Origin of the sequence: Nocardioides exalbidus, from assembly GCF_900105585.1 — a bacterium.
Lineage (GTDB): Bacteria > Actinomycetota > Actinomycetes > Propionibacteriales > Nocardioidaceae > Nocardioides > Nocardioides exalbidus.
Genome location: NZ_FNRT01000002.1, coordinates 1,969,460 through 1,994,925 on the forward strand (window position 1 = coordinate 1,969,460; position 25,466 = coordinate 1,994,925).

Annotated in this window: 22 protein-coding genes and 1 riboswitch; of the genes, 16 read left to right on the forward strand and 6 right to left on the reverse strand. The window is 72.2% G+C overall.

Going from position 1 to position 25,466, the window contains the following annotated elements; translation table 11 throughout:
* The 4 genes from BLV76_RS09745 (at position 1) to BLV76_RS09760 (ending at position 4,935) form a co-directional block, all read left to right on the forward strand.
* Positions 1-1,428 carry a gamma-aminobutyraldehyde dehydrogenase gene (locus tag BLV76_RS09745; RefSeq protein WP_090968950.1) on the forward strand — a complete coding sequence of 476 codons (1,428 nt, stop codon included), beginning with the start codon at positions 1-3 and terminating at the stop codon, positions 1,426-1,428.
* 29 nt (positions 1,429-1,457) lie between these two features.
* Complete coding sequence (locus BLV76_RS09750) at positions 1,458-1,856, forward strand: hypothetical protein (protein ID WP_090968951.1); 399 nt, start codon at positions 1,458-1,460, stop codon at positions 1,854-1,856.
* Between the two features lie 146 nt (positions 1,857-2,002).
* Positions 2,003-2,794 carry a SurA N-terminal domain-containing protein gene (locus tag BLV76_RS09755; RefSeq protein WP_090968952.1) on the forward strand — a complete coding sequence of 264 codons (792 nt, stop codon included), beginning with the start codon at positions 2,003-2,005 and terminating at the stop codon, positions 2,792-2,794.
* 107 nt (positions 2,795-2,901) lie between these two features.
* Positions 2,902-4,935, forward strand: coding sequence for an ATP-binding protein (locus BLV76_RS09760; RefSeq protein ID WP_090968953.1), 2,034 nt, complete (start codon positions 2,902-2,904; stop codon positions 4,933-4,935).
* A gap of 37 nt (positions 4,936-4,972) precedes the next feature.
* Here BLV76_RS09760 and icmF read toward each other — a convergent pair whose 3' ends face one another.
* The 3 genes from icmF to BLV76_RS09775 form a co-directional block, all read right to left on the reverse strand.
* Positions 4,973-8,203 carry a fused isobutyryl-CoA mutase/GTPase IcmF gene (gene icmF, locus BLV76_RS09765; RefSeq protein WP_090968954.1) on the reverse strand — a complete coding sequence of 1,077 codons (3,231 nt, stop codon included), beginning with the start codon at positions 8,201-8,203 and terminating at the stop codon, positions 4,973-4,975.
* Between the two features lie 139 nt (positions 8,204-8,342).
* Positions 8,343-8,834, reverse strand: coding sequence for a MarR family winged helix-turn-helix transcriptional regulator (locus tag BLV76_RS09770; RefSeq protein WP_090968955.1), 492 nt, complete (start codon positions 8,832-8,834; stop codon positions 8,343-8,345).
* Positions 8,831-9,577 carry a helical backbone metal receptor gene (locus BLV76_RS09775; RefSeq protein WP_090968956.1) on the reverse strand — a complete coding sequence of 249 codons (747 nt, stop codon included), beginning with the start codon at positions 9,575-9,577 and terminating at the stop codon, positions 8,831-8,833. Before BLV76_RS09775 ends, BLV76_RS09770 begins: the two co-directional genes overlap by 4 nt.
* A 75-nt stretch (positions 9,578-9,652) precedes the next feature.
* Here BLV76_RS09775 and BLV76_RS09780 point away from each other — a divergent pair, with 75 nt between their 5' ends.
* On the forward strand, positions 9,653-10,801 hold the full coding sequence (locus tag BLV76_RS09780; protein ID WP_090968957.1) for an aldehyde dehydrogenase family protein: 1,149 nt from the start codon (positions 9,653-9,655) through the stop codon (positions 10,799-10,801).
* On the opposite strand, the gene BLV76_RS09785 is transcribed toward BLV76_RS09780, so the two are convergent.
* On the reverse strand, positions 10,755-11,228 hold the full coding sequence (locus BLV76_RS09785; RefSeq protein ID WP_245734616.1) for a GNAT family N-acetyltransferase: 474 nt from the start codon (positions 11,226-11,228) through the stop codon (positions 10,755-10,757). The two genes, BLV76_RS09780 and BLV76_RS09785, sit on opposite strands and share 47 nt — an antisense overlap.
* 20 nt (positions 11,229-11,248) lie before the next feature.
* Positions 11,249-11,358: riboswitch (TPP riboswitch) on the forward strand.
* On the opposite strand from BLV76_RS09785, the gene BLV76_RS09790 reads away from it, so the two are divergent.
* The 4 genes from BLV76_RS09790 (at position 11,349) to BLV76_RS09805 (ending at position 16,144) form a co-directional block, all read left to right on the forward strand.
* Positions 11,349-12,428, forward strand: a complete 1,080-nt coding sequence (locus BLV76_RS09790) for a thiamine ABC transporter substrate-binding protein (RefSeq protein ID WP_090968958.1) — start codon at positions 11,349-11,351, stop codon at positions 12,426-12,428. (Overlaps the previous riboswitch by 10 nt.)
* Complete coding sequence (locus BLV76_RS09795; protein WP_090968959.1) at positions 12,425-14,059, forward strand: ABC transporter permease; 1,635 nt, start codon at positions 12,425-12,427, stop codon at positions 14,057-14,059. The genes BLV76_RS09790 and BLV76_RS09795 overlap by 4 nt, the downstream gene beginning before the upstream one ends.
* Positions 14,059-15,075 carry an ABC transporter ATP-binding protein gene (locus BLV76_RS09800; protein ID WP_090968960.1) on the forward strand — a complete coding sequence of 339 codons (1,017 nt, stop codon included), beginning with the start codon at positions 14,059-14,061 and terminating at the stop codon, positions 15,073-15,075. Before BLV76_RS09795 ends, BLV76_RS09800 begins: the two co-directional genes overlap by 1 nt.
* A 22-nt stretch (positions 15,076-15,097) precedes the next feature.
* Entirely contained in the window at positions 15,098-16,144 is a 1,047-nt protein-coding gene (locus tag BLV76_RS09805; protein ID WP_245734617.1) for a phosphatase PAP2 family protein, read from the forward strand.
* 102 nt (positions 16,145-16,246) lie between these two features.
* Here the strand turns inward: BLV76_RS09805 and BLV76_RS09810 are convergent, their stop codons facing one another.
* Positions 16,247-17,200, reverse strand: coding sequence for a type IV toxin-antitoxin system AbiEi family antitoxin domain-containing protein (locus BLV76_RS09810; RefSeq protein WP_139306538.1), 954 nt, complete (start codon positions 17,198-17,200; stop codon positions 16,247-16,249).
* 326 nt (positions 17,201-17,526) lie between these two features.
* On the opposite strand from BLV76_RS09810, the gene BLV76_RS23320 reads away from it, so the two are divergent.
* Positions 17,527-19,014, forward strand: coding sequence for a C40 family peptidase (locus tag BLV76_RS23320; protein WP_090968962.1), 1,488 nt, complete (start codon positions 17,527-17,529; stop codon positions 19,012-19,014).
* 102 nt (positions 19,015-19,116) lie between these two features.
* On the opposite strand, the gene BLV76_RS09820 is transcribed toward BLV76_RS23320, so the two are convergent.
* Positions 19,117-19,998 carry a sulfotransferase domain-containing protein gene (locus tag BLV76_RS09820; RefSeq protein ID WP_090968963.1) on the reverse strand — a complete coding sequence of 294 codons (882 nt, stop codon included), beginning with the start codon at positions 19,996-19,998 and terminating at the stop codon, positions 19,117-19,119.
* Between the two features lie 35 nt (positions 19,999-20,033).
* Between BLV76_RS09820 and BLV76_RS09825 the strand changes: the two genes are divergently transcribed.
* From BLV76_RS09825 to BLV76_RS09850, 6 genes are all read left to right on the forward strand, one after another.
* Complete coding sequence (locus tag BLV76_RS09825; RefSeq protein WP_090968964.1) at positions 20,034-22,025, forward strand: acyl-CoA dehydrogenase family protein; 1,992 nt, start codon at positions 20,034-20,036, stop codon at positions 22,023-22,025.
* A gap of 1 nt (position 22,026) precedes the next feature.
* Complete coding sequence (locus tag BLV76_RS09830) at positions 22,027-22,692, forward strand: class I SAM-dependent methyltransferase (RefSeq protein ID WP_090968965.1); 666 nt, start codon at positions 22,027-22,029, stop codon at positions 22,690-22,692.
* A gap of 1 nt (position 22,693) precedes the next feature.
* Positions 22,694-23,308, forward strand: a complete 615-nt coding sequence (locus BLV76_RS09835) for a hypothetical protein (RefSeq protein ID WP_090968966.1) — start codon at positions 22,694-22,696, stop codon at positions 23,306-23,308.
* 9 nt (positions 23,309-23,317) lie between these two features.
* The gene (locus tag BLV76_RS09840) at positions 23,318-23,854 is read left to right on the forward strand and encodes a hypothetical protein (RefSeq protein WP_090968967.1); all 537 of its coding nucleotides are present in this window, start codon (positions 23,318-23,320) and stop codon (positions 23,852-23,854) included.
* 83 nt (positions 23,855-23,937) lie between these two features.
* On the forward strand, positions 23,938-24,519 hold the full coding sequence (locus BLV76_RS09845; protein WP_090968968.1) for a carboxymuconolactone decarboxylase family protein: 582 nt from the start codon (positions 23,938-23,940) through the stop codon (positions 24,517-24,519).
* Positions 24,516-25,394, forward strand: a complete 879-nt coding sequence (locus BLV76_RS09850) for an RNA polymerase sigma-70 factor (protein ID WP_090968969.1) — start codon at positions 24,516-24,518, stop codon at positions 25,392-25,394. Before BLV76_RS09845 ends, BLV76_RS09850 begins: the two co-directional genes overlap by 4 nt.
* Positions 25,395-25,466 lie beyond the last annotated feature (72 nt).

Sequence of the window (25,466 nt, forward strand, 5' to 3'; positions counted from 1 at the left end):
ATGTCCGACCCGATCCAGAACTTCGTCGACGGCGAGCTCGTCGACTCCGCGGCCACGGAGTTCATCGACCTGGTCGACCCGACCACGGGCGAGCTCGACGGCCGGTCGCCGGTCTCGACGACCGCGGAGGTGGACCGGGCGTACGCCGCTGCCGCTCGCGAGTCGGACACCTGGAAGCGGCTCACGCCGGGTCGCCGGCAGGGGCTGCTCCTCGACCTGGCCAGCGCGATCGCCGAGCGGCGCGACGAGATCGCGGAGGTGCAGGCGCGCGACACCGGCCAGCCGATCCGCTACGTCGCCAGCGAGGAGGTCGACCAGGGCGTCGACCAGCTGCGCTTCTTCGCCGGCGCCGCCCGACTGCTCGAGGGCAAGTCGGCGGGGGAGTACCTCGAGGGCCACACCTCCTCGATCCGCCGCGAGCCCATCGGTGTCGTCGGTCAGGTGACGCCGTGGAACTACCCGTTCGCGATGGCCATCTGGAAGATCGCGCCCGCGCTGGCCGCCGGCAACACGGTCGTGCTCAAGCCCAGCGACACCACGCCCCGTTCGACGGTGCTGCTCGCCGAGATCGCCGGAGGGGTGCTGCCCGCCGGTGTCCTCAACGTCGTCAACGGCGACGCCTCGACCGGTCGGCTCCTCGTCGAGCACCCGACGCCCGGCCTGGTCGCGATCACCGGCTCGGTCCGCGCCGGCATCGAGGTCGCCACGTCCGCCGCGAAGAACCTCAAGCGCGCCCACCTCGAGCTCGGTGGCAAGGCGCCCGTCGTCGTCGCGCCCGACGCCGACCTGCCCCGGGCGGCCGAGATGATCGCCGCCGCGGCCTACTTCAACGCCGGCCAGGACTGCACCGCCGCGACCCGCGTGATCGTGCACCGCTCCGTCCACGACGAGCTCGTCGAGCTCCTCGTGAAGGAGGCCGATGGCACCCGTCCGGGCCCGCCGTCGGACGACACCGCCGACTACGGCCCGCTCAACAACGCCGGCCACCTCGCCAAGGTCGAGGCCTTCCTGGCCGACCTGCCCGGCCACGCCGACGTACGCACCGGTGGCGCGCGCCACGGCGACGCGGGCTTCTTCTTCGCGCCGACCGTGGTGACCGGCGTGCGCCAGGACGACCGCATCGTGCAGGAGGAGGTCTTCGGCCCCGTCCTCACCGTGCAGGCGTACGACGACGAGGCGGAGGCGGTGCGGATGGCCAACGGCGTCCCCTACGGCCTCGCCGGCAGCGTGTGGACGCGCGACCACGGGACGGCCGACCGGCTGACCCGGGAGCTCGACTTCGGTTGCGTCTGGGTCAACACCCACATCCCCTTCGTCTCCGAGATGCCGCACGGCGGCTTCGGGCACTCGGGCTACGGCAAGGACCTCTCCGGCTACGGCTTCGACGACTACACCCGTATCAAGCACGTGATGACCGCGCACTACTGAGGTCGCACCCCGCTGGCATCCTTGGGCCCATGCGCTTCACCGAGCACGAGCTGACCGTCGCCGTCACCGCCGCCGCCAAGATCGTGGCCGGCGGCAAGATCGGCAAGCGCGGCAAGGGCGAGGAGAAGTGGGAGGCGATGAGCAAGATCGACCGCTACCACCTCCTCGAGGCCGTGGGCAGCCAGGTGCTGCCGGTCATGCTCGCGCTCCCCGACATCGAGGTCGAGGCCGGGACCCGGCCGACGTTCACCGACGAGCAGATCGGCGCCGCGGTCGAGCAGACCCTCGGCGAGAGCGGGGTCGGCAGGATCCGCCAGAAGGTGGCCGTGGCCGCGCGCCTCACGCTCGTGCGCACCGCCCTCGCCGAGCTCCCCGTGCGCCAGGACCCCGACGCCCTGGTCGTGCCGGACACGCTCGAGGACCTCTGACGCCGTGGTCCCGCGGGAGTCACCGGATATCCGGTGACCGCCCCGCTTGTCGGCCCAGATCTCGGCCGACAACCGGGAGACTCGGGTGCACAGTGCCTGAGAACCCTGAGGAGCGCGCTCAGGTTCGGTGCGTACCGTCGAACGCGATGACTTCCCTGAATCGCACCCAGCGCACCCGCACCGCCCTCGGCGCCCTCGCGGCGACCGCCCTCCTCACCCTGTCCGCCTGCGGCGGCAGCAGCGACGACGACGCCAAGGCCGGGGCGAGCGACTCGCCGACCGCCGACGCGTCGGGCTCCTCCGACGCCGATGGTGGCGCCGGTGCCGCGGCGCCCGACCTCTCCGACGTCCCCGACGTGGTGGCGGAGGTCAACGGCGAGGAGATCACCAAGGACGAGTTCAGCCCGATCTACGAGGCCAGCTTCCAGCAGGCCACGGCGCAGTCCGCCACGACCGGTCAGGACGTCGACGAGGCCGCACTGCAGAAGCAGACCGTCGACGACCTCGTCGACACCGAGCTCCTCGCGCAGGAGGCCGACTCGCGCGGCATCGAGGTCACCGACCAGGACGTCGACGACGAGCTCACCTCGCTCGCCGAGCAGAACGGGATGGAGTCGGGTGACGCGCTCCTCGACGCCGTCGCGCAGCAGGGCATGGACGAGGCGACGGCACGCTCGCAGATCGAGACCCAGGTCCTCGTCGAGAAGCTCGTCACCGACGAGGAGGGCGAGATCGCGCCGACCGAGAAGGAGCTGCGCACGCTCTACGACCAGGCCAAGCAGCAGCAGGCGCAGTCCGGCCAGGAGGGCTCGTTCCCGTCGTTCGCCGACGCGCACGACCAGGTCGAGGAGCAGGCCAAGGCGCAGGAGATCAGCAAGGTCGCCGGGGCGCTGGTGAAGTCGCTGCGCAAGGACGCGGACATCTCCGTCAACCTCTGACCCCCTCAGCGAACGGCGCGCCGGACTCTCAATCTCCGGTCAAACATCAGCGTCTTCGGTGGACACGCACTCCGCAACGGAGCAGCCGCGGTCGTACCCTTGCGCACATGACGGCCCTCCACCCCCGGGGCCCCAGTCTCGGTGTGCACGACCCGTCCGGTCCGGACGGCGCAGCGCCGGCGACCCCCCGGACCACGCTCCCGCTGCTCGCGGTCGCGTCGTTCGCGGTGGCCTACGGGGTGCTGACCGTCGTCGGCCGGATGACGATCGTGCACGGCCAGAGCGTCAGCCTCGTCTGGCCGGCCGCCGGCGTCGCGACCATGTGGTTGCTGACCGAGTCGCCGCGGCACCAGTGGCGGGTGCTCGCGCCCCTCGCCCTCGTGCACGCGCTCATCCTCGGCCTGACCAATGCCGCCCCGCTGCTGATGGTCCTCGGGGCGCTGTCGATCGTCGTCCAGACGTGGGTGATCGTCTTGCTCGTCCGCACGTGGTGCCCCGAGATGCTCGGTGCCGGGGGATCGCGCAGCCTCCGCTCGCCGCGGACGCTCGCCGTCGCGACAGGCGCGGTGGTCGTCGGCTGCGTGGTGGGTGCGGGGATCGGGACGGTCGCGCTGTGGAGCAGCGACGCCAGCGTCGACGCCTGGACGTTCGTCGCGTGGTTCGCCCGGCACGTCACCGGCGTGCTCGCGGTGGGTGGGGTCGGGCACCTCGCATGGGAGTGGCTGACCCAGCCGATCCCACAGCGGGCACAGGGTGGACACCGCCGCGAGCTCGCAGCGCTGTGGCTCGTCTCGGTGGTCGTGACCTTCGTGATCTTCCTCCAGTCACTCCCCCTCGCCTACCTCGTCGTCACGTTCAGCGTGTGGTCGGCGGCCCGCTTCCGCACGTTCCCCGCGGCCGTGCACTGCCTCGTCCTCGGCAGCATCGGCCTCTGGCTGACCCTCATGGGGTTCGGCCCCTTCGCCCGCGCCGAACCTCTCGAGGCCGCGCTCGTCTCGCAGGTCTTCGTCGTCGTCGTGCTGCTCACCGGCCTCGCGGTCGGTGCCCTCGGTGACCGGATCGACGCCCTCTACCTGTCCGCGACGCGGTCCCAGGAGGCCTCGTCGCAGCAGGCGCACCTCCTGGCCGAGATGACCGAGAGCATGAACGAGGGCCTGGTCGTCCTGGCCGGTGACGGCAGCGTCGACCGCAGCAACGGCGCGAGCCGCATGCTGGCCCACCGGGTCCTCCCCGGAGCGCCCGACGTGGTCGCCCTGGCCGAGCTGGTCGAGCTCGTCCTGCGCCCCGACCCCGCCAACACCGGCGCGGCACGCCCGGAGCTCGGGGTGGGTGACGTGGTGCTGATCCTGCCGCGCGGCGAGGAGATGGTGCTCGCCGTGACGCGTACGCCGCTCGCCGGAGGTGGCGACGACGGCGCGAGCTCCGCGGCCCTGCTGGTGCTGCGCGAGGTGACCGACCACCGCTCCGGGCTCCGGCCGCTCGCCACCTTCGCCTCGACCGCCGCCCACGACCTGCGCGGGCCGCTGAGCGCGACGGTGTCGTGGCTCGACATGGCGATCGCCGACACGCACCCCGGCGCCGAGGCGCTCGACGCGCTCACCCGGGCATCGCGGTCCGCCGAGCAGATGGGCGACCTGATCGACGACCTGCTCGCCCACGCGCAGGCGGAGTCGGGCGAGCTCGCGGCAGAGGACGTACCCCTCAGCGGGGACGACGGGCTCCTCGCCCAGGCGGCGACGCTGCTCGGTCCCGACGACTCGATCGAGGTCCCCGACGACCTGCCGGCCGTGCACGCCGACCCGGTCGCGGTGCGCCAGCTCTTCGCCAACCTCGTCGGCAACGCGGTGAAGTACGCCAAGCCCGGCGCGCCCGCCCGCGTCGCCGTCACCGCGCACCGGCACGGTGCGCGCGTGGTCGTCGAGATCAGTGACGACGGCGTCGGTGTCGAGGACGAGGAGCGCGCGCTGATCTTCCAGCGCTTCCACCGCAGCAACTCGGTGCGCGCCCACTTCCGGGGGACCGGGATGGGGCTCTCGATCTGCCAGACCATCGTGACCCGCCACGGCGGGACCATCGAGTGCCTCGCCACGCCGCCGGGCGGGGGGTCGGTCTTCCGCTTCGACCTGCCGGCGGCCGACTAGTCACGTTTCGAGCGGCCCGAGCCGGGACTTGTCAGGCTCAGACGTTGCGGCGGTACTGCCCGCCGACCTCGAAGAACGCCTCGGTCACCTGCTGGAGCGAGCAGACGCGGGCAGCGTCCATCAGCACGGCGAAGACGTTGTCGCCGTTCGCCGCGGCGGCCTTGAGCCGGGCGAGCGCCTCCTGCGCCTCCGGCGCGTGCGCGGCCTGGAAGGCACGCACGCGGGAGAGCTGCGACTCCTTCTCGGACTCGGTGGCGCGGGCCAGCTCGATCGTGTGCGGGGCCTCGTCGCGCGACTCCTTCAGGAAGGTGTTCACGCCGATCAGCGGCAGCGACCCGTCGTGCTTGCGGTTCTCGTAGAGCATCGACTCGTCCTGGATCCGGCCGCGCTGGTAGCCGGTCTCCATCGCGCCGAGCACGCCGCCGCGCTCGTTGATCCGGTCGAACTCCTCGAGGACCGCGGCCTCCACGAGGTCGGTGAGCTCGTCGATGATGAAGGACCCCTGGAGCGGGTTCTCGTTCATCGCCAGGCCCCACTCGCGGTTGATGATCAGCTGGATCGCCAGCGCGCGGCGCACCGACTCCTCCGTGGGGGTCGTCACCGCCTCGTCGTACGCGTTGGTGTGGAGGCTGTTCGCGTTGTCGTAGATCGCGATCAGGGCCTGCAGCGTGGTGCGGATGTCGTTGAAGTCCATCTCCTGTGCGTGGAGCGAGCGGCCGCTCGTCTGGACGTGGTACTTCAGCTTCTGCGACCGGTCGTTGGCGCCGTACTTCTCCTTCATCGTGATCGCCCAGATGCGGCGCGCGACGCGGCCGATGACGGAGTACTCCGGGTCCATGCCGTTGGAGAAGAAGAACGACAGGTTGGGCGCGAAGTCGTCGATGTCCATGCCGCGCGCGAGGTAGGCCTCGACGTAGGTGAAGCCGTTGGCGAGGGTGAAGGCGAGCTGGCTGATGGGGTTCGCCCCGGCCTCGGCGATGTGGTAGCCGGAGATCGACACCGAGTAGAAGTTGCGCACCTGGTGCTCGATGAACCACTCCTGGATGTCGGCCATGCAGCGCAGGCTGAACTCCGTGGAGAACAGGCAGGTGTTCTGCCCCTGGTCCTCCTTGAGGATGTCGGCCTGCACCGTGCCCCGGACGTTCGCGACGGCGTACGCCGCGAGCTGGGCGTGCTCGTCGTCGCTGGGCTCGCGGCCCTCCTTCGCGTGGAAGGCGTCGAGCTGCTGGTCGATGGCGGTGTTGAGGAAGAACGCGAGCACGGTCGGCGCCGGGCCGTTGATCGTCATGCTGACGCTGGTCGACGGCGACACGAGGTCGAAGCCGTCGTAGAGCACCTTCATGTCGTCGAGCGTCGCGACGGACACGCCGGACGTGCCGACCTTGCCGTAGACGTCGGGACGCGGGTCGGGGTCGCGGCCGTAGAGCGTCACCGAGTCGAACGCGGTCGACAGGCGCTTGGCGTCGCCGTCCTTCGAGAGCACCTTGAAGCGGCGGTTGGTCCGGCCCGGGTCGCCCTCGCCGGCGAACATCCGGGCGGGGTCCTCGCCGTCGCGCTTGAACGGGAAGACGCCCGCGGTGAAGGGGAAGTAGCCGGGCAGGTTCTCGCGTCGCCAGAAGCGGACGAGCTCGCCGTGGTCGGTGAAGCGCGGCAGCGCGACCCGCGGCACCTTGTTGCCGCTCAGCGACTCGCGGGTGAGCTTCGTGGCGATCTCCTTGTCGCGCACCACGACGACCTGCTCGTCGCCGGAGTACGACTCGACGACCGCCGGCCAGCCGGCGAGCTGGTCGGCGACCTCGTGGGGCACCGCCTTCCGCGCAGACTCGAGCAGGGCAGGCACGCCGCCTGCGTCGCCCTCGTCGAGCTGGTCGGCGACGTGCTGGACGCGCTGGAGGTTGCGTGCCGCCTCCGCGAGCTCCTCGGTGCGCGCGTGGAACCCGCGCACGGTCTCGGTGATCTCGCTGAGGTAGCGCACGCGGTCGGCGGGCACGACCTGCCGGATTCCGGACGAGTGGCGTACGTCGGTGTGCGGCAGCGTGCCCTCGCCCAGCACCAGCCCGGCCTCGGCGAGCTCGTCACGGAGGTGCTGGTAGAGCGCGGTGACCCCGTCGTCGTTGAAGGTCGCGGCGCTGGTGCCGAAGACCGGCATGTCGTGCGGCTGCTTGCCGAAGGCCTCGCGGTTGCGGACCAGCTGGCGCCCGACGTCGCGCAGGGCGTCCTTCGCACCGCGGCGCTCGAACTTGTTGATGGCGACGGTGTCGGCGAAGTCGAGCATGTCGATCTTCTCCAGCTGCGACGCGGCGCCGAACTCCGGCGTCATCACGTAGAGCGAGTGGTCGACGAGCGGCACGATGCCGGCGTCGCCCTGGCCGATGCCGGGCGTCTCCACGACCACCAGGTCGTTGCCGGCGGCCTTCAGCACGTCGATCACGTCGGCGAGGTGGTCGGGGACCTCGTGCGACCCGCGCGTGGCGAGCGAGCGGAAGAACACCCGGTCGCCGTCGAGCGAGTTGGCGCGGATCCGGTCGCCGAGGAGCGCGCCGCCGCCCTTGCGCCGGGTCGGGTCGACCGCGACCACCGCGATCCTCAGCTTGTCCTGCTGGTCGGTGCGGAAGCGGCGTACGACCTCGTCGGTCAGCGACGACTTGCCCGAGCCGCCGGTGCCGGTGATGCCGAGGACGGGCACGACGCGGCGCTGCGCGGCGGCCCGGACCTCGGCCAGCATCGCGGCGTCGAGGCGGCCCTCCTCGGCGCCGGTGATCGCGCGCGCGACGGCGAACCTGTCGCCGGTCAGCACCTGCTCGACGGTCACCTGGCGGTCGGCCCACAGGTCGATGTCGCAGTCGGCGACGACCGAGTTGATCATCCCGACGAGGCCCATCTTCTGGCCGTCCTCGGGGGAGAAGATCGTGACGCCCGACTCGCGCAGCCGGGCGATCTCGGCCGGCACGATGACGCCGCCACCACCGCCGACGACGCGCACGTGGCCGGCGCCGGCGGCGCGGAGCGACTCCACGAGGTACTCGAAGTACTCCACGTGCCCGCCCTGGTAGGACGACACCGCGACGCCCTGCGCGTCCTCCTCGAGCGCGGCGTCCACGACCTCCTGCACCGAGCGGTTGTGGCCGAGGTGGATGACCTCGCAGCCCTGGCTCATGAAGATCCGCCGCATGATGTTGATCGACGCGTCGTGGCCGTCGAACAGGCTTGACGCGGTCACGAGGCGGATCGGGTGCTGCGGCGTGTGGAGCGTGCTCGAGTCGGCCATGGCTCGATAGTAGGACATCCAAGTATTACCCGCGAGTCACCTGCTGCGGTCACCGGATATCCGGTGACCGCCCCGGTTGTCGGCCCAGATCTGGGTGCCGAAGCGGGAGACTCGGGTGCACAGCTCCGGCGAGCGGACCTCAGACGGTGTCGCCGAGCCCGGTCCGGAGCGCGGTGAGCCGGTCGGTCAGGTCGCGTACGTCGCCCGCGGGCAGGCCGGGGGTCTCGAAGACCTCGCCGTTGAGGGCCGCCGTGGCCTCCTCGACCGCGTCGCGGCCGGCGGGGGTGAGCACCGCGCGGACCACCCGCTTGTCCTCGTCGCTGCGGACGCGCTCGACGTAGCCCTGCGCGACGAGCCGGTCGACCGCGCTCGTGACGCTGGTGGGGTGCACCTGCAGCAGCGACCCGAGCCGTGACATCGGCATCGCCGCCTCGCGGGTGAAGGACAGCAGCCGCAGCACCTCGTAGCGGGCGAAGGTCAGTCCGCGCGGGCGCAGCACGGCGTCGATCCGCTCGAGCAGGAGCTGCTGGGCGCGCACGACCGACGTCACCATCGCCATCCCGTCGGCGGCCTCCGGCCAGCCGTGCGCGACCCACTGGCGGTGGGCCTCCGAGATCGGGTCGCGCGTCATGGCTGCAGGGTAGTGAGCAGCGCGTGCGCCTCGACCATCGCCGGGCCGTACCAGGTCAGCAGCCGCCCCGACACCAGCCGCGTCGGCGTCGCGAAGGCCTCGGGCCCGTCGTCGGCGGTGAAGACGTACGGCTCGTCCGGCAGCAGTACGACGTCCGCGCCGGCGCGGTCGATCGACGCGAGGTCGACCGACGGGTAGCGCCCGTCCGCGGAGTCGGCGAGCACGTTGAGCAGACCGGCCGACCGCAGGAGGTCGTCGGTGTAGGTCGGCCGGCCGACGACCATCCAGGGGTCGCGCCAGATCGGCACGGCGACCGTCAGCCGGGGCGGGGCCGGCGCAGCCCACAGCGAGCGCGCGGCGACGAGCCACGCCGGATCGGGGAGTCCGAGCGCCGTCGACAGGAGCCGCGACATCGAGGTGAGCGACTCCGCGACGGTCTCGATCCGGGTGACCCAGACGGCCACGCCGGCGTCGCGGAGGCGGCGCACGTCGAGCTCGCGGTTCTCCTCCTGGTTCGCGACCACGAGGTCGGGGGCGAGCGCCCGGATCGCGGCGAGGTCGGGGTTCTTGGTGCCGCGCACCCGGTCCACGGACAGGTCGGCCGGGTGCGTGCACCAGTCCGTCGCGCCCACGAGCACCTGGGGTGCGGTCGCCGCCAGGGCCTCGGTCAGCGACGGGACCAGGGACACCACCCGTGTCGCCGGGCTGGCGAGGGGGACGTCGGCGCCGAGGTCGTCACGCATGGGCCGAGGGTAAAGGTACGTCCGCCGTCGACCGCGCGGGAGACGGGATCGGGTCGCTCGTGATGGAGTTGACCCGTGAGCACGGACTCCTGGGCCCCCGAGGGGCTGCCGATCGACGGCGCGCTGCGCGCGACCGCCGAGGGGTGGAGCTTCCCGGCTCGCAGCCCGTCGACCGGCGAGCTGCTGTGGGACGTCCCGGACGCCGGGCTCGTCGACGTGCGCGCCGCCGCCGAGGCGGCCTGGACGGCCCACCGCGCGACCACCTGGAGCACCGACACCGGCCTGCGGATCGACACCCTGGGTCGCTTCAAGGACGCCCTGCTCGCCGCCGCCGACGACCTCGCCGAGCTGGTCGCCACCGAGACGGGGGTGCCGGTGTCGCTGCGAGCGGCCCACGTCGACGCCCCCATCGCCGAGCTGCCGACCCGCCCGACGCGCCGCAAGGAGGGCGTCACCGTGGTCGTCACGCCGGCCACCTCGCCGCTCGCGGTCGCCCTCGAGGAGGTTGCCCGGGTGCTCGTCGCCGGCGGCACGATCGTCCTCAAGCCCGCCCCCGAGGCGGCCGGAGCGGCGCTCGAGCTCGGCCGGATCGCGTCCCAGCACCTGCCCCGCGGTGTCTTCAACGTCGTCTCCACGCGTGACGTCGACGTCGCCATCGCGCTCACCCGCGACCGCCGCGTCGACCAGGTCTCCTTCACCGGGTCGGCGCACGCCGGCGAGCGGGTCAAGGTCGCGGCGAGCCAGGCCGGCAAGCACGTCCGCCTCGACGTCGGCGGCCCCCTGACGATCCGGGCCGCGGACGACGCGGACCTGACCGCCGTCGTGTCGGCCGCCGCGGTCACCGTCGCCGCCAACGCGGGCCAGGCCTGCCGGCTGCCGGCGTCGGTGCTCGTGCCCCAGCACCGCTACATGGAGGCGCTGGCCGCCGCCATCGACGCCATGGAGGAGGTCGCCGTCGGCGACCCGACCGACCCCGCCACGCTCTGCGGGCCGCTGCGCTCGGGCGTGGCCCGCGACCGCGTGCGCCGCTACGTCGAGCTCGCGCGCAGCGAGGGCGGCGACATCGCGCTCGGCGGCACCACCCTCGACCGCAACGGCTGGTGGTTCGCGCCGACCGTCGTCGGCGGGCTCGACCGTCAGTCGCGGCTGGTGCGCGAGGAGGTCCTCGGCCCGCTGCTCATGGTCGTGCCGGACGCGCGGCGCGGCTCATCGGCACGTGCATGATGCCGTCCTCGTCGAACTCGGGTCCGGTCACCTCGAAGCCGTAGCCGCCGTATAAGCCGGCCAGCCCGGTCTGGGCGTCGAGCCGCACCTCGCGGTCGCCGCACAGCTCCATCGCCCGGTCCATCATCAGGCCCGAGAGCCCGCGACCTCGACCGGCCGGTGCGACCACCACGCGACCGATCCGGGCCCAGTCGCCGTCGTCGAGCACCCGGAGCGTCCCCACGACGGCCTGCCCGTCGGCCGAATCCTCCAGGAGCACGACGTGCGTCGTCGTCGGCTCCAGGTCGCGGCCGTCGAGGTCGGGGTAGGGGCAGTCCTGCTCGATGACGAACACCTGCTGCCGCAACCGCCAGACGTCGTACGCCGTGCGGGCGGGCAGGTCGTCGAACGTCGCGGTCAGCACGTGGATCCCGGGTGAGGTGGTCACGGCACGCAGCGTAGAGTGACGGCACGAGACAGGGGAGCACGCGCAGGCGTGCTGAGAGTGCGGACCAGCCGCAGACCCTATGAACCTGATCCGGTTAGCACCGGCGATAGGGAGTCAGCCATGAAGCACGTACGCGTCCTCGCCCGCTCGACGGCGGCCGCGACCGCCGTCCTCACCCTCGCCGGGTGCAGCCTCGCCGGGGGCGGCTCCACCGCCTCGGAGACGAGCCCGTCGTCCTCGACCAGCGACCGGCCCGGCGGCACCGTGGTGCTCGCGACGCACGAGTCGTTCCACCTGCCGAAGAAGCTGGTGAAGGCGTTCGAGGAGGAGACCGGCTACACCCTGGAGGTCCGCGCCGCCGGTGACGCCGGCACCCTCGCCACGAAGCTCAGCCTCACCGCCGACAACCCGATCGCCGACGCGGCCTTCGGCATCGACAACACCTTCGCCTCGCGTCCGATCGGGGAGGGGGCCTTCGCCGACGTCACGCCGACGACGACCCCTCCCGCCGAGTACGACCTCGCCGACGGCGGCGACCAGCTCGTCCCGATCGACTCGGCGAGCGTGTGCGTCAACGTCGACACCTCGTGGTTCGACGCCGAGGGCATCGACCCGCCGCGGACCCTCGCCGACCTCACGGACCCGGCGTACGCCGACCTGCTCGTGACGCCCGGCGCCTCGACGAGCAGCCCGGGCATGGCGTTCTTCCTGGCGACCGTGGCGGAGTACGGCGACGACTGGCCCGACTACTGGAGCGACCTGCTGGCCAACGGGGCGAAGGTCGTCGACGGCTGGGAGGACGCCTACTACGGCGACTTCACCGCCGGCTCGAAGACCGGCACCCGTCCGATCGTCGTCTCCTACGACTCCTCGCCCGCCTTCACCGTGAGCGGAGGCAGGACCACGACGGCCGCGCTGCTCGACACCTGCTTCCGCCAGGTGGAGTACGCCGGCGTGCTGGCCGGCGCCGACAACCCCGCGGGCGCCGAGGCCCTCGTCGACTGGCTGCTCAGCGACGAGGTCCAGAGCGCGCTGCCGGAGTCGATGTACGTCTTCCCGGTGATGCCCGATGCGACGATCCCGCCCGACTGGGCCAAGTTCGCGCCGCAGCCGACCGACCCCTACGAGGTCGCGCCCGACGAGATCGCGGCCAACCGCGAGCAGTGGCTGACCGAGTGGACCGACGTCATCTCCCGATGAGGCGGGTCGCCGGGCTCCTGGTCCTGGCCGCCGGGCCGGTGGCGGTGCTCGGCGTCCTCTTCGTCCTGCCGGTCCTCGGCATGGTCGGCGAGGGCTTCGTCGTCGACGGGCGGTTCGCGCCGGGCGCGGTGCTCGAGGTGCTGGCCCGCCCGCGCGTGCACCGGGTCGCGTGGTTCACCGTGTGGACCTCGGCGAGCGCGACGCTCCTCGCGGTCGTGCTCGGGCTGCCCGCGGCGTACGCCCTCCACCGGCTCGCGCTGCCCGGCCGGACCGTCGTACGCGCCGCGATGCTCGTGCCTTTCGTGCTGCCGACCGTCGTCGTGGGCGTGGCGTTCCGGCAGCTGCTGGGGGAGGGCGGCCCGCTGGGCTTCCTCGGCCTCGACGGCACGCCGGTCGCGATCATCTGCGGGCTCGTCTTCTTCAACGTCGCCGTCGTGGTGCGCACCGTCGGCGTCGCGTGGGAGTCGCTCGACCCGCGGCCGGGACAGGCCGCCGCCGCGCTCGGTGCCTCGCCGTGGCAGGTGCTGCGCACGGTCACGCTGCCGGCGCTGCGCCCGGCGATCGTCGGCGCCGCGAGCATCGTCTTCCTCTTCTGCGCGACGGCGTTCGGGATCGTGCTGACCCTCGGCGGCGTGCGCTACTCCACCGTCGAGACCGAGATCTACCTGCTGACCACGACGATCTTCGACCTCCAGGCCGCGGCCGCGCTGTCGGTGCTGCAGATCGTCGTCGTGGTCGTCCTCCTCGCCGTCGCGGCCAGGCTGCGCGCGACGCCCGACCCGACGGCGCAGCGCACCGTGACCCCGGTGCGGGGCGTACGCCGCACCGACGTGCCGGTGGTCGTGCTGACGCTGCTGGTGCTGGCCGGGATGCTTCTGCCGATCCTCACCCTCGTGGTCGGGTCGTTGAGCGTCGGCGACGGGTGGGGGCTCGCCAACTACCGCGCGCTCACCACGGCGGGCGACGACCAGGCGCTGCTCGTGCCGGTGACGACGGCGCTGGTGACCAGCCTGCGCACCGCGGTCGACGCGACCTGGATGGCGCTGCTGGTGGGAATGGCGGTGTCCGTCATCGTCACCCGGCGCTCGCACTCGGTCGCCGAGCGGCGGGTGCGCTCGACCCTCGACGGCTTCTTCATGCTGCCGCTCGGGGTGAGTGCGGTGACCCTCGGCTTCGGCTTCCTCATCACCCTCGACCAGCCGCCGCTCGACCTGCGCGACTCGCCGCTGCTCGTGCCGATGGCGCAGGCCCTCGTCGCGCTGCCGCTGGTCGTGCGCACCCTGACCCCGGTGCTCGGCGGGATCGACGACCGCCAGCGGCAGGCGGCCGCGTCCCTCGGCGCCAACGCCTGGCGCACGATCCTCACCGTCGACCTGCCAGTCGTGTGGAAGCCGATGCTCGCCGCGAGCGGCTTCGCCTTCGCCGCGTCGCTGGGGGAGTTCGGCGCGACGTCCTTCCTCGCGCGCGACACCAGCCCGACGCTGCCGGTCGTGATCTTCCGGCTCATCGGACACCCCGGTGAGATGAACTACGGCATGGCCCTCGCCGCCTCCGTCGTCCTCGCCGTCGCGACCGCCGTCGTGATGCTCGCGGTCGAGCGGCTGCGCGTGCCGGGAGTGGGGACCTTCTGATGAGCCTCTCGATCTCCGACGTGACGGTCCGCTACGGCGACACCGCGGCCGTCGACCACGTCTCGCTCGACCTCGCCGCCGGGGAGGTGCTCGCGGTCCTCGGCCCGTCGGGCTGCGGGAAGTCCACGCTGCTGCGCGCCGTCGCCGGGCTCGAGCCGCTGTCGGCCGGCGCGATCGCGTGGGACGGCACCGACCTCGGTGGCACGCCGACCCACAAGCGCGGGTTCGCGCTGATGTTCCAGGACGGCCAGCTCTTCAGCCACCTCACCGTCGCCCGCAACGTCGCCTACGCCCTCAGGCTCCGGCGCACGCCGTCGGCCCGCGTCGCCTCGAGGGTGCGCGAGCTGCTCGCGCTCGTCGGCCTTGAGGGATACGACGACCGCCTCCCCGGCACGCTGTCCGGCGGGGAGCGGCAGCGGGTCGCCCTCGCCCGCGCCCTGGCCGTCGAGCCGCGGCTGATCCTCCTCGACGAGCCGCTGTCCGCCCTCGACGCGACCCTGCGCGAGCGGCTCGCCGGCGACCTCCGCTCGATCCTGCAGGCCGCCGGGACGACGGCGCTCCTGGTCACCCACGACCACGAGGAGGCCTTCGCCCTCGCCGACCGGCTCGCCGTGATGCGCGCCGGTCGCGTCGTGCAGGCCGGCGCGATCGACGAGGTCTGGCGCGCGCCCGTCGACGAGGAGACCGCGCTGTTCCTCGGCTACGCCCGGATCGTGCGCGAGGACGCGGCAGCGCGGGTGCTGGCAGCGGCGGGGATGGCGTCGTCGTACCCCTCGGGTGCGGCCGTGGCACTGCGCCGCTCGGCCCTCGTCGTCGACCCGGACGGGTCGCTGCACGGTCGCGTCGAGTCCGCGCGGGTGACGCCCGAGCAGGTGCGGCTGGTGGTGTCGGTGGACTCCGTCGGGTCGGTCGACGCGGTCGCCCCGCTGGGCAGCCGGGTGTCGCCCGGCGACGAGGTCGCGCTGCGTGTCGATGTGACGAGGCTCGCCGCTCTGCCGATCGCGCAAGCCACTTGACGCGTCCCTAGACTCATCCCTTGTGTACAGACCCGCCTACGCCCTGCTCGTCGGCGTCGCCGGCACCATGGGCGTGCTGGCGGTCACCGCCGCGATCACGCTGAACCGGCCGCTCGTCGACCCCGAGGGATTCCTCGGCCCGTCGTGGCTGCGGCTGCCGCTGCTGGTGCTCGGCGCCTTCCTGCTCGACCTGCTGCCGCGGACGCTGTGGTACTCCCGGCTGAAGCCCGCGCTGATGCCCGACATCGTGCGCGAGCGGATCCGCACCCACTGGGACCGCGAGCGGATCATCCTCGTCGTGCTCGGCCTGGTGAGCTTCTACATCACCTACGTCTGCTACCGGAACCTCAAGTCGTTCCTCCCCTTCATCATGGGCGAGGACAAGTACGACCGTGAGCTGCACCTGATCGACCGCGCGCTGATGTTCGGCCACGAGCCGGCGACGATCCTCCACACGATCTTCGGCACCGGGATCCTGTCCCACTTCCTGTCGACCATCTACCTCTGGTTCCTGCCGCTGGTGCCGCTGGCGCTCGCCGCCTGGCTGGTGTGGTCGCGCAACATCACCTTCGGCTACTGGTTCGCCACCTCGCAGTGCCTGGCCTGGACGCTCGGCACCGCGTCCTACTACGCCCTGCCGACCCTCGGCCCCGGCTTCCAGTACAGCTACCTCTACGCCGACCTCCCCGACACCGGGTCGAGCGCGCTGATGGAGGCCCTGTTCTACGGGCGCAAGGGCGTGATCCGCGACGGGGCGGAGGGGGCGGTCCAGTCCGTGGCCGGCTTCGCGTCCCTGCACGTCGCGATCACCCTGCTCGTCGCGCTCATGGTCCAGTACACGATCCGCAACCGGCTGATCCGGATCGTGTTCTGGTGCAACTTCTCCATCACCGTCGTCGCCACCCTCTACTTCGGCTGGCACTACATCGCCGACGACCTCGCCGGCGTCGTGATCGCCCTCTTCTCCTTCTGGCTCGGCGGGCTCGCCTCCGGGCAGAAGTTCGACAGACACGGGCTCGCCTCGCACCCCACCTCGACGACGCGTCAGGTGCCCGTCGACGCCGACTGACGCGTCGTACCCCTGTTTCTGCGGCGGTCACCGGATATCCGGTGACCACCCCGCTTGTCGGCCCAGATCTCGGCCGACAAGCGGGAGACTGGGGTGCAAAGGTCAGGCCGCGCCCTTGTTGCGCGAGGCCATCACCTTCCGGATCCGCGTCGCCAGCAGCTCCGGGCGAGCGAGGTCGGACCACGTAATCCGGATGCAGGTCCAGCCGGTGAGCTGGCACACCAGCACCTCACGCTTCTTCTCGCGCATGAGGAACTCATCGAGCGTCTCGCCCTCGCGGCGGTGCTTCGCGTACTTGATCTTGCCGTCGAACTCGACGAACACGTTGAGCTCCGGCCAGGCGAAGTCCACCCGCGCCACGAGCGTGCCCTGCTCGTCGAAGACGTCGACCTGCGGCTCGGGCCTCACCAACCCCTGCGTGTGGGCCAGGAAGCTGAAGCGGTCCTCGCCGACGGACTCCAGCCGATGATCGGCGAGATGCATCACGAGGTTCGTGGTCAGGCTCCCCGGCCACTCGCGATGCGCCTCGGCCTGCGCGACGAACTCGTCCAGCGTCATCGCCTTCGCGTGGAGGAGCCGGTTGACCGCGACGAGCGCTGCCTCGACGCCGCCGATCGTCGTGACCTCGAAGGCCGATCGAGCGGCCGTGCTGATGACCACGCCGTTCAGCTCCTCCTGGTCCTCGGGCTCCAGGATCCCGCGATGAGGTGTCCAGTCGGCCTGCCGCCGGCCCGCCCGGTGGTTGCCGGTGCGGGTCGTGTGGACCACGTCCAGCGAGAAGCCCCACAGCGGGATGCCGCGCTCGACGATCGACGACACGTGGGTCAGCGCCGTCGCGCTGTGCGCCCTGGCTCGTACGGCCCGAGCGAGCAGCCGGTGCCGGTCCTCGGGCGTCAGCCGGTCCCACACGTCGTGCTGGACGTAGGCGCCGTACCGGATGCGCTTGAGCACCTTCGCGCGCACCAGGCGGTCGATCTGGTTGTCCGTTATGCCGCTCGCGAGCAGGTCGCGGCGCAGCCGGACCAGGCCCTCGAGGTCCACCTGTGGCTCCGTCATGCGGGATGGGATGCCCATCGACCGACCAACGTATGCCGGGGCCGTCGCGGCTGTGGACAACCGTCACTAGCGGGCGACCTTTGCACCCGAGTTTCCCGCTTCGTCACCCGGATCTGGGCCGACAAGCGGGGCGGTCACCGGATATCCGGTGACTCCAGATCGAACGGGACGGGAACTACATCGATGTAACTTGCAAGCCGACACGCCGAGCGACGGTGAAAAAGTTGAGGAAACTGTTCCGTGTGTGACGAAAGTTCATTAACGTGCCTCGAGTTGCCCGTGCGGTGGGGAAGCCGCACGGGCCCGAGACCACACAGGGAGCCCCCGTGCCCTTCGTTCCGCCGCTGGACCCGACGCCGACACGCACGAGCACGGCACGGCGTACGACGTCGCGCTGGGCGACCGCGCTCGTACTGGTCGCCGGCCTCGGGCTCGGCGGGCACGGGATCGCGTTCGCCCAGGACGACGACGGCGTGCCGAGCGAGGCCGACGTCGAGCAGGCCCAGCGCGACGCCGCCGCCAAGGAGCGTGACGTCGCCGACGTCCGCGCCGACCTGATCAGGGCCAACTTCGCGCTCGACAGCGCCGGCGACACCGCCGCGCAGGCCGCCGAGGCCTGGAACGGTGCGCGCTGGCGGGCAACGGAGGCCCGGCAGGAGGCGGAGGACGCGGAGGCCGCGGCCGCGACGGCGCGAGACGACGTCGCCGAGCAGCGCGAGCTCTACGCCAACACGGTCGTGCGGTCCTACGAGCAGGCATCGCAGGTCCAGGGGCTGTCGGCGGTCGTCGAGGCCGACGGCATCAGCGCGCTCATCGACCGCTCGGTCACGCTAGGCAACACCTCCGACGCCCTGGACGGGCAGTACGACTCGTTCATCGCTGCCTCCGCTGTCGCCGAGGTCACCGCGACGGCCGCCGAGCGGGCCAGCGAGCGCGCCGAGTCCGCTGCCACGGAGGCCCGCGCGGCCCACGACGCCGCAGCCTCGGCGCAGGCCGACGCGGGCGCGCTCGCCGCGTCGATCGCGGCGACCAAGTCCGACCTGATCGCCGAGCTCGCCCACCTCACGGGCATCTCGGTCGAGCTCGCGGAGAAGCGTCAGCAGGCGCTGGAGCAGGCGGCTGCCGAGGCCGCCGCTGCCGCGGCCCAGGCCCAGGCGGAGCAGGAGGCGGAGGAGGAGCACGAGGCGACCCCGACCTCCACCCCGACCTCCACCCCGACTCCCACCCCGACGTCCACGCCCACCCCGACCTCCACGCCCACCTCGACGAGCAAGCCGACGCCGACGCCGACCCCGACTCCCACCAGCACCCCGACCGCTTCGAGCACCCCGACCCCGACGAGCACGCCGACGCCCAGCACGCCGGTCCCCACGACGCCGAGCCCGACTGCGACGCCGACCCCCACGCCGACCCCCACGCCGACACCCATTCCCACCCCGCCGCCGACGCCGGGCGATGCGAGCGCCGCGATCGCGTACGCCCAGGCACAGATCGGCGACCCCTACCGCTGGGGTGCCGCCGGTCCGAACGCCTGGGACTGCTCCGGGCTGACCTCGGTCGCGTGGGCGCAGGGCGGCAAGTCCCTCCCGCACTACTCCGTCGCGCAGTACACCCAGTCGACCGCGATCACCGCGAGCCAGCTGCAGCCCGGCGACCTCGTCTTCTGGGGCTCGTCGAGCAACCCGGGCTCGATCTACCACGTGGCGCTCTACGTCGGCGACGGCCAGATCGTCCACGCACCGCGCACGGGCCGGAACGTCACCCAGGAGTCGATGTACTACTGGCGGGCGCCGAACTTCTTCGCCCGGCCCTGATCACGGGACCTTTGCACCCGAGACTCCCGCTTCGTCACCCAGATCTCGGCCGACAAGCGGGGTGGTCACCGGATATCCGGTGACCGCCGGGACGAGCAGCCCTCAGCGCACCTTGCGCGCGAACCGGGCGGCGAGCTCGCTGGGCGGGAGGTCCCCGTCGAGGACGAGGCGGGTGGGCCAGGCGGAGGTGTCGATCCCGGACAGCTCCTCGAAGAGGTCGAGGTCCTTGGCGTAGACCTCCGCGACGCGGGCGAGGTCGTCGCCGGTCGGCGCGGTGCCGGGGACCTGCTCGGCGCCGGCGTGCCAGTTCCTCAGCGGCGGCACCTGCTCGAAGCGGGGAAGGCCGAGGAAGTCGGTCGTCCGGTCGATGGTCGCCTCGAAGTCGCCGAGCATCGAGCGCAGCTCCAGGAGCAGCCACTGCTGCCGCGGGAACAGCTCGAAGCCGCGCTGCAGCTGCTCGCCGTAGAACCCGCGCGCGATGCCGGTCATGTGACGCCACCGCATGGTGCGCACCTCGTCGGGCGGGGGGACCGTGTCGGGCAGCGAGGTGTGCGGCCACTCGGTCAGGAAGTCCGGCCAGTCCGGCCACGCCAGGTTGCGCGAGCGCAGCATCACCCAGTGCGAGAACAGCCGCTCGAGCGGGTCGCGGAACACCGCGATGAGCGGCATGTCGGGCTTGTACTGCCGCATCCGCTCCATCGCGTGCGGCCAGTAGAGGTACGTCGGTGAGGCGTCGCCGACCATCGTGTGGACCGCGGCGCGGCGCGGGGCGGTGTAGTCGCGGGCGTGGTCGGGCGAGGACCAGTCGACGGTCTCGTCGTCGAAGTAGTGCCGCTCCTTGTCGGGCGGCTGGCACACGAGCCGGTGCTGGTTGAGCGTGACCGCCAGCGTCGACGTACCACCCTTCTGCACGCCGACCACGGCGTAGTTGTAGGGCAGCACGCCCAGGGGATCGCCCTGAGGGGTGGCATCCGGCACGTTCATCGCGGTGAACCTACCCGGATGGCTACGTTGGGACCATGACGGCACAGGAGCAGGCGCCCGACGTCGAGGCCGACGGCTACGTGCAGCCCGAGGTCGACGTCGAAGCGATGCGGGCGCTGCTGGACGGCCGCCACCGCGAGGTCCGCGACCTCGTCCGCACCAACCTCGCCGAGCACGCGCAGGTCCTGCTCGACCAGGAGCAGATGACGACCGCCGACTTCCGCGAGCGCGTGAAGGACGTCGTGGTGACGATGGCCGCGACCGGGCAGACCGGGATGGGGTTCCCCGAGGAGTACGGCGGGGGCGGCGACATCGGCGCCTCGATCGCCGCCTTCGAGACCCTCGCGCTCGGCGACCTGTCGGTGCTGGTGAAGGTCGGCGTCCAGTTCGGCCTCTTCGGCGGCGCGGTCCTCCAGCTCGGCACGAAGCCGCACCACGACGCGTACCTCGCCGACCTCGTCAGCGGCCGCACGATGGGGTGCTTCGCGATGACCGAGACCGGGCACGGCTCCAACGTGCAGGCCCTCGGCACCGTGGCGACGTACGACGTCGAGGCGCAGGAGTTCGTGATCACCACGCCCGACGACGCGAGCCGCAAGGACTACATCGGCAACGCGGCGGCGCACGCCGAGCTCGCGGTGGTGTTCGCGCAGCTCGACGTCGCGGGGGAGCGCCACGGCGTGCACGCCTTCGTCGTCCGGATCCGTGAGGGCGGCGAGGTCGTCGACGGCGTGCGCATCGAGGACTGCGGTCCGAAGATGGGCCTCAACGGCGTCGACAACGGCCGGATCTGGTTCGACGGGCTGCGCGTGCCGCGGACCGCGCTGCTCAACCAGTTCGCCGAGGTGACGCCGGAGGGTCGCTACCTCTCGCCGATCGACAACCCCAACAAGCGCTTCTTCACGATGCTCGGCACCCTCGTCCAGGGTCGCGTCTGCGTCGGCGGCGCGGGCATCAACGCCTCGAAGGTCGCGCTCGCCATCGCCATCCGCTACGCCGTGCGCCGTCGCCAGTTCGAGGCGACCGACCCCGAGCAGGAGCAGGTGCTCCTCGACTACGGCATGCACCAACGCCGCCTGCTGCCGCTCGTCGCGCGGACCTACGCCCTGCACTTCGCCCAGGAGGTCGTCGCCGGCCAGCTGCACGAGGTGTTCTCCGGCCCGGGGCCGACCGAGGAGGGCAGCGACGAGCACGCCCGCCGGATGCTCGAGTCGCGGGCCGCCGGCACCAAGGCGCTCGGCACGTGGCACGCGACCCGGACCATCCAGGAGTGCCGCGAGGCCTGCGGGGGCGCGGGCTACCTCAGCGAGAACCGGTTCGCGGCGCTCAAGGCCGACACCGACGTCTTCACCACCTTCGAGGGCGACAACCACGTGCTGCTCCAGCTCGTCGCGAAGGGCCTGCTGACCGACTACGCAGGCGAGTTCGAGGAGATGGACCAGCTCGGCATGGCGCGCTTCGTCGCTGGTCTCGCGGTCGACACCGTCGTCGAGCGGACCGCCGTGCACAAGCTCGTGCAGTCGGTGCGCGACCTGCTGCCGGGCGGGGACACGTGGGACCAGGAGGCCGGCCTGCTCGACCCGAACTACCAGCTCGCGATGCTCCGCTTCCGTGAGGAGCACATGATCGGCGGGGTCGCCCGCCGGCTCAAGCGCGGCATCGACCAGAAGGAGAACGCGGGCGCGGTGTTCTCCCGCGTCCAGGACCACGTCATCGCCGCGGCCCGCGCGCACACCGAGCGGCTGGTGCTCGAGGCCTTCGTCGCGAAGACGGCCGAGCTCCCCGACGGCGACCTCAAGGTCGCGCTCAACCTGCTCTGCGACCTCCACGCGCTGTCGACGATCGAGGCCGACCGGGCGTGGTTCATGGAGCACGGGCGGCTCTCCAGCACCCGCTCGAAGGCGATCAGCCGCGAGGTCAACGCGCTGTGCCGCAAGGTCCGCCCGCTCGCTCGTCCCCTCGTCGACGCGTTCGGCGTGCCGGAGGAGATGCTGCGCAGTCCCGAGCTCATGGCCTGGGGCGACTGACGTGAGGCTCCCCGGTCTGGGCGGCTGGAGCGAGGACCCGCTGTGGTCCTACGTCTACCCCTGGCTCGTGGAGCACGAGCACGTCGGCGGAGCCGCGTGGCGCGCCGGCACCGGCAGCGACCTGTCGCTGCTGCACGACGCGGCCGCCGAGATCGGCACGCTGCCGCGCGGGGCCCGGGTCCTCGACGTGCCGACCGGCTCCGGCGTCGCGCTGCGCGGCCTCCGGCCCGGCCAGGGCGTCGACCTGGTGGCCGCCGACATCTCCGCCACCATGCTCGAGCGCGCGATGGCCACCGCCCGGCGCCGGGGCGTCGCCGACCAGGTCACGCCGCAGGTCGCCGACGTCGGTGACCTGCCCTTCCCCGACGACGACTTCGACCTCGTCGTCTCCCTCACCGGCCTCCACTGCTTGCCCGACCCGCACCGGGCGATCGAGGAGATCGTCCGCGTCGTCCGGCCCGGCGGGACGATCACCGGCAGCTCGCTGTTCACCGACACCGGGCCGCGCTACCGGCCACTGCGCTGGGGCGGCACCGCCATCGGCATCCTCGGCCCGATGTGCTCCTCCGCCGAGGCGCGCCAGTGGCTGCGCGAGGCCGGCTGCGACCACGTCGACCTCACCCTCCACGGCGGGCTCGGCTACTTCCGCGCGACCAAGGAGGAGTGAGATGACCTTCGGTGGACTCCCGACCCGCTTCGAGCCCGACGGCGTGAGCCGCGGCGTCGCCCTCGTCGCACCCGGGCGGGCCTACTCGCCCAGCGCGCCGCTGCTCGAGCTCGCCCGCCGGTCCCTGCTCCAGCACGGCTTCGCCGTCCAGCAGATCTGGTGGGACGCCACGACGCGCGGCGAGGAGGACCCGGAGGAGTGGGTACGCCGTCACGTCGCGGCCGCGCACGCGCAGGAGCAGCGTCATCCAGGAGGGGGCGACCGCGTGCTCGTCGTCGCCAAGTCGCTCGGCACCCGTGCCGCGTCGTACGCCGCCGAGCGCGGGCTCGACGCGATCTGGTTCACCCCGCTGCTCGTGGAACCGCAGCTGGCCGAGGCCATCGGTGCCAACGCCGGACGCCAGCTCCTCGTCGGCGGCCTGGCCGACGAGCTCTGGGACGCCGCCGTCGCCCGTGAGCTCGCCGACGCCGGCTGCGACGTGCTCGAGGTCGCGGACGCCGACCACTCGATGGGCACCGACGACGCGGTCCGCACCGCGGAGATCCACCTCGAGGTCGCCCGGGCCGTGGACGCCTGGTTGTCACGGACCCGGGACGCCACCGTTCGTCCGACCTAGGGTCGCTGCATGAGCTACGCGATCATCAGCAAGACGCACGTCGACGCACTCATCACCGCTGCCCGCCGGTGGTCGTCCTCGACGCTCGCCCTCGAGCTGCCGGCGCACGTCGCCGACGAGCTCGCCCTGACCGACGAGGACGCGGACCGTGCCGGGTTCACGCTGTTGATCACGAACTGGAACACCGCCGTCCTCGGCGGCGACCCGGAGCAGGGACACGTCGACGAGGACGAGATCGAGTGGATGGAGCAGGAGTACATCGACGACGGCTTCGCGAAGCCGACCGCGTACGCCTTCGACGAGCTGCCCGGCTCGCCGGCCCCCGAGCGCGTGCTCAGGCTGATCGCGTCCTACCGCTACCAGTCCGACTGGGAGGGGGAGGGGCTCCGGCACGCCGCCGGCATCATCGACGCGCTCGAGGCGGCTGCCCGGCACCAGCTCGGTGGCCGCTCCGCCGCCGACCTCACGGAGATGCCCGGGTTCCAGGACACCCCGTGGCTGCCGGGCGAGGACGACCGCGACCTGTTCCTCCGCGCCGGCGCCTGAAGCAGCCGAACGCCGGCTCCTGGTTGTCACAGACCTGAGCCGGCCGGTGTCTCCATGTCATCGCACCCACCAGAGGAGATGACATGCCCAGCCAGTTCCGCATCCCGAAGGCCACCCTCGACGGCGCCTACGGCGCGATCATGACCCGCGTCGCGAGGCGCATGTGGGGCCAGGTCCCCGACAACGCCTACGTCCTGTGGCACAACCTGCCCGTCGCCAGGGCGGTCTTCGGCTTCGAGCAGAAGGTCGCGAGGTGGAAGGCGCTCGACCCGCACCTCAAGGCCTACGCCGAGATGGCCAGCGCCGGCGTCATCGGCTGCTCGTGGTGCCTGGACTTCGGCTACTTCATGGCGCACACCCAGGGCCTCGACGAGGCGAAGGTCCGTGAGGTGCCGCGCTGGCGCGAGTCGGACGTCTTCACCGACCTCGAGCGCGACGTGATGGCCTACGCCGAGGCGATGACCGCGACACCGCCGACCGTCACCGACGAGATGGTCGCCGACCTCGACCGGCAGCTCGGCCACGCCGCGTTGGTCGAGCTCACGATGATGGTCGCGATCGAGAACGAGCGCTCGCGCTTCAACTCGGCCCTCGGGCTCGCCTCGCAGGGCTTCAGCGACGTGTGCGAGCTGCCGCTCGCGCAGGCTGGGACCATCGGTCGGTGAGCGCGGACCACTTCATCGCCCACCGCAACCTCCTCTTCACCGTGTCCTACGAGATGCTCGGCTCCGCCGCCGACGCCGAGGACGTCCTGCAGGAGGTCTGGCTGCGGTGGGCGGACCGGCTCCGTCAGGAGGACGCGACCGAGGTCCGCGACCCCCGGGCGTACCTCGTCCGGATGGCGACCCGCCTCTCGCTGAACCGGCTCCGCACGCTGTCGCGCCGCCGCGAGGACTACGTCGGTCCGTGGCTGCCCGAGCCACTGCTGACCTCGCCCGACGTCGCGCTCGACGTGGAGCTCGCCGACAGCGTCTCGACCGCGATGCTGCTCGTGCTCGAGACGCTGCCGCCGACCGAGCGCGCAGTCTTCGTGCTGCGGGAGGTCTTCGACGTGCCGTACGACGAGATCGCCGAGGCGGTCGAGAAGTCCGAGCCCGCCGTCCGGCAGATCGCCAGCCGCGCCCGCGCGCACGTGGCCGAGCGCCGCCCGCGCGCCTCGGTGAGCCGGGCGGAGTGCGACGCGGTGATCGAGCGGTTCCGCGCGGCGACCGAGTCCGGCGACCTCCAGGGCCTGATGGACGTCCTCGCGCCCGACATCGTGCTGATGACAGATGGCGGCGGGAAGGTCCAGGCCGCGCTCAGGCCCATCCACGGTCGCGACAAGGTGCTCCGCTTCCTCACCGCCGTCACCCCCGTCGCGATCGAGCTCCAGCGGGTCTGGCTCAACGGCTCCCCGGCCATCCAGTTCGTCATCGGCGGCCGGCGCGACGGCGTCGGCACGATGCTCGTCGAGGACGGCGTCGTCACCCGGCTCTACCTCGTCCGCAACCCCGACAAGCTCGGCTCGGTGCTCGCCCCCGTCGACCTCGCCCGGCTGTAGCCGGTCGCCGGCCCGCGTCGCCACGGGCGGGCGAGCGTTCGCGGTGGGCGAAACCGGAAGCGGAATCATCCT

Excerpts from the sequence above, each read along its gene's own strand:
- BLV76_RS09745 (WP_090968950.1), top strand. The coding sequence starts at position 1 with ATGTCCGACCCGATCCAGAACTTCGTCGACGGCGAGCTCGTCGACTCC.
- BLV76_RS09750 (WP_090968951.1), top strand. The coding sequence starts at position 1,458 with ATGCGCTTCACCGAGCACGAGCTGACCGTCGCCGTCACCGCCGCCGCC.
- BLV76_RS09755 (WP_090968952.1), top strand. The coding sequence starts at position 2,003 with ATGACTTCCCTGAATCGCACCCAGCGCACCCGCACCGCCCTCGGCGCC.
- BLV76_RS09760 (WP_090968953.1), top strand. The coding sequence starts at position 2,902 with ATGACGGCCCTCCACCCCCGGGGCCCCAGTCTCGGTGTGCACGACCCG.
- icmF (WP_090968954.1), bottom strand. The coding sequence starts at position 8,203 with ATGGCCGACTCGAGCACGCTCCACACGCCGCAGCACCCGATCCGCCTC.
- BLV76_RS09770 (WP_090968955.1), bottom strand. The coding sequence starts at position 8,834 with ATGACGCGCGACCCGATCTCGGAGGCCCACCGCCAGTGGGTCGCGCAC.
- BLV76_RS09775 (WP_090968956.1), bottom strand. The coding sequence starts at position 9,577 with ATGCGTGACGACCTCGGCGCCGACGTCCCCCTCGCCAGCCCGGCGACA.
- BLV76_RS09790 (WP_090968958.1), top strand. The coding sequence starts at position 11,349 with ATGAAGCACGTACGCGTCCTCGCCCGCTCGACGGCGGCCGCGACCGCC.
- BLV76_RS09795 (WP_090968959.1), top strand. The coding sequence starts at position 12,425 with ATGAGGCGGGTCGCCGGGCTCCTGGTCCTGGCCGCCGGGCCGGTGGCG.
- BLV76_RS09800 (WP_090968960.1), top strand. The coding sequence starts at position 14,059 with ATGAGCCTCTCGATCTCCGACGTGACGGTCCGCTACGGCGACACCGCG.
- BLV76_RS09810 (WP_139306538.1), bottom strand. The coding sequence starts at position 17,200 with ATGACGGAGCCACAGGTGGACCTCGAGGGCCTGGTCCGGCTGCGCCGC.
- BLV76_RS09820 (WP_090968963.1), bottom strand. The coding sequence starts at position 19,998 with ATGAACGTGCCGGATGCCACCCCTCAGGGCGATCCCCTGGGCGTGCTG.
- BLV76_RS09825 (WP_090968964.1), top strand. The coding sequence starts at position 20,034 with ATGACGGCACAGGAGCAGGCGCCCGACGTCGAGGCCGACGGCTACGTG.
- BLV76_RS09835 (WP_090968966.1), top strand. The coding sequence starts at position 22,694 with ATGACCTTCGGTGGACTCCCGACCCGCTTCGAGCCCGACGGCGTGAGC.
- BLV76_RS09840 (WP_090968967.1), top strand. The coding sequence starts at position 23,318 with ATGAGCTACGCGATCATCAGCAAGACGCACGTCGACGCACTCATCACC.
- BLV76_RS09845 (WP_090968968.1), top strand. The coding sequence starts at position 23,938 with ATGCCCAGCCAGTTCCGCATCCCGAAGGCCACCCTCGACGGCGCCTAC.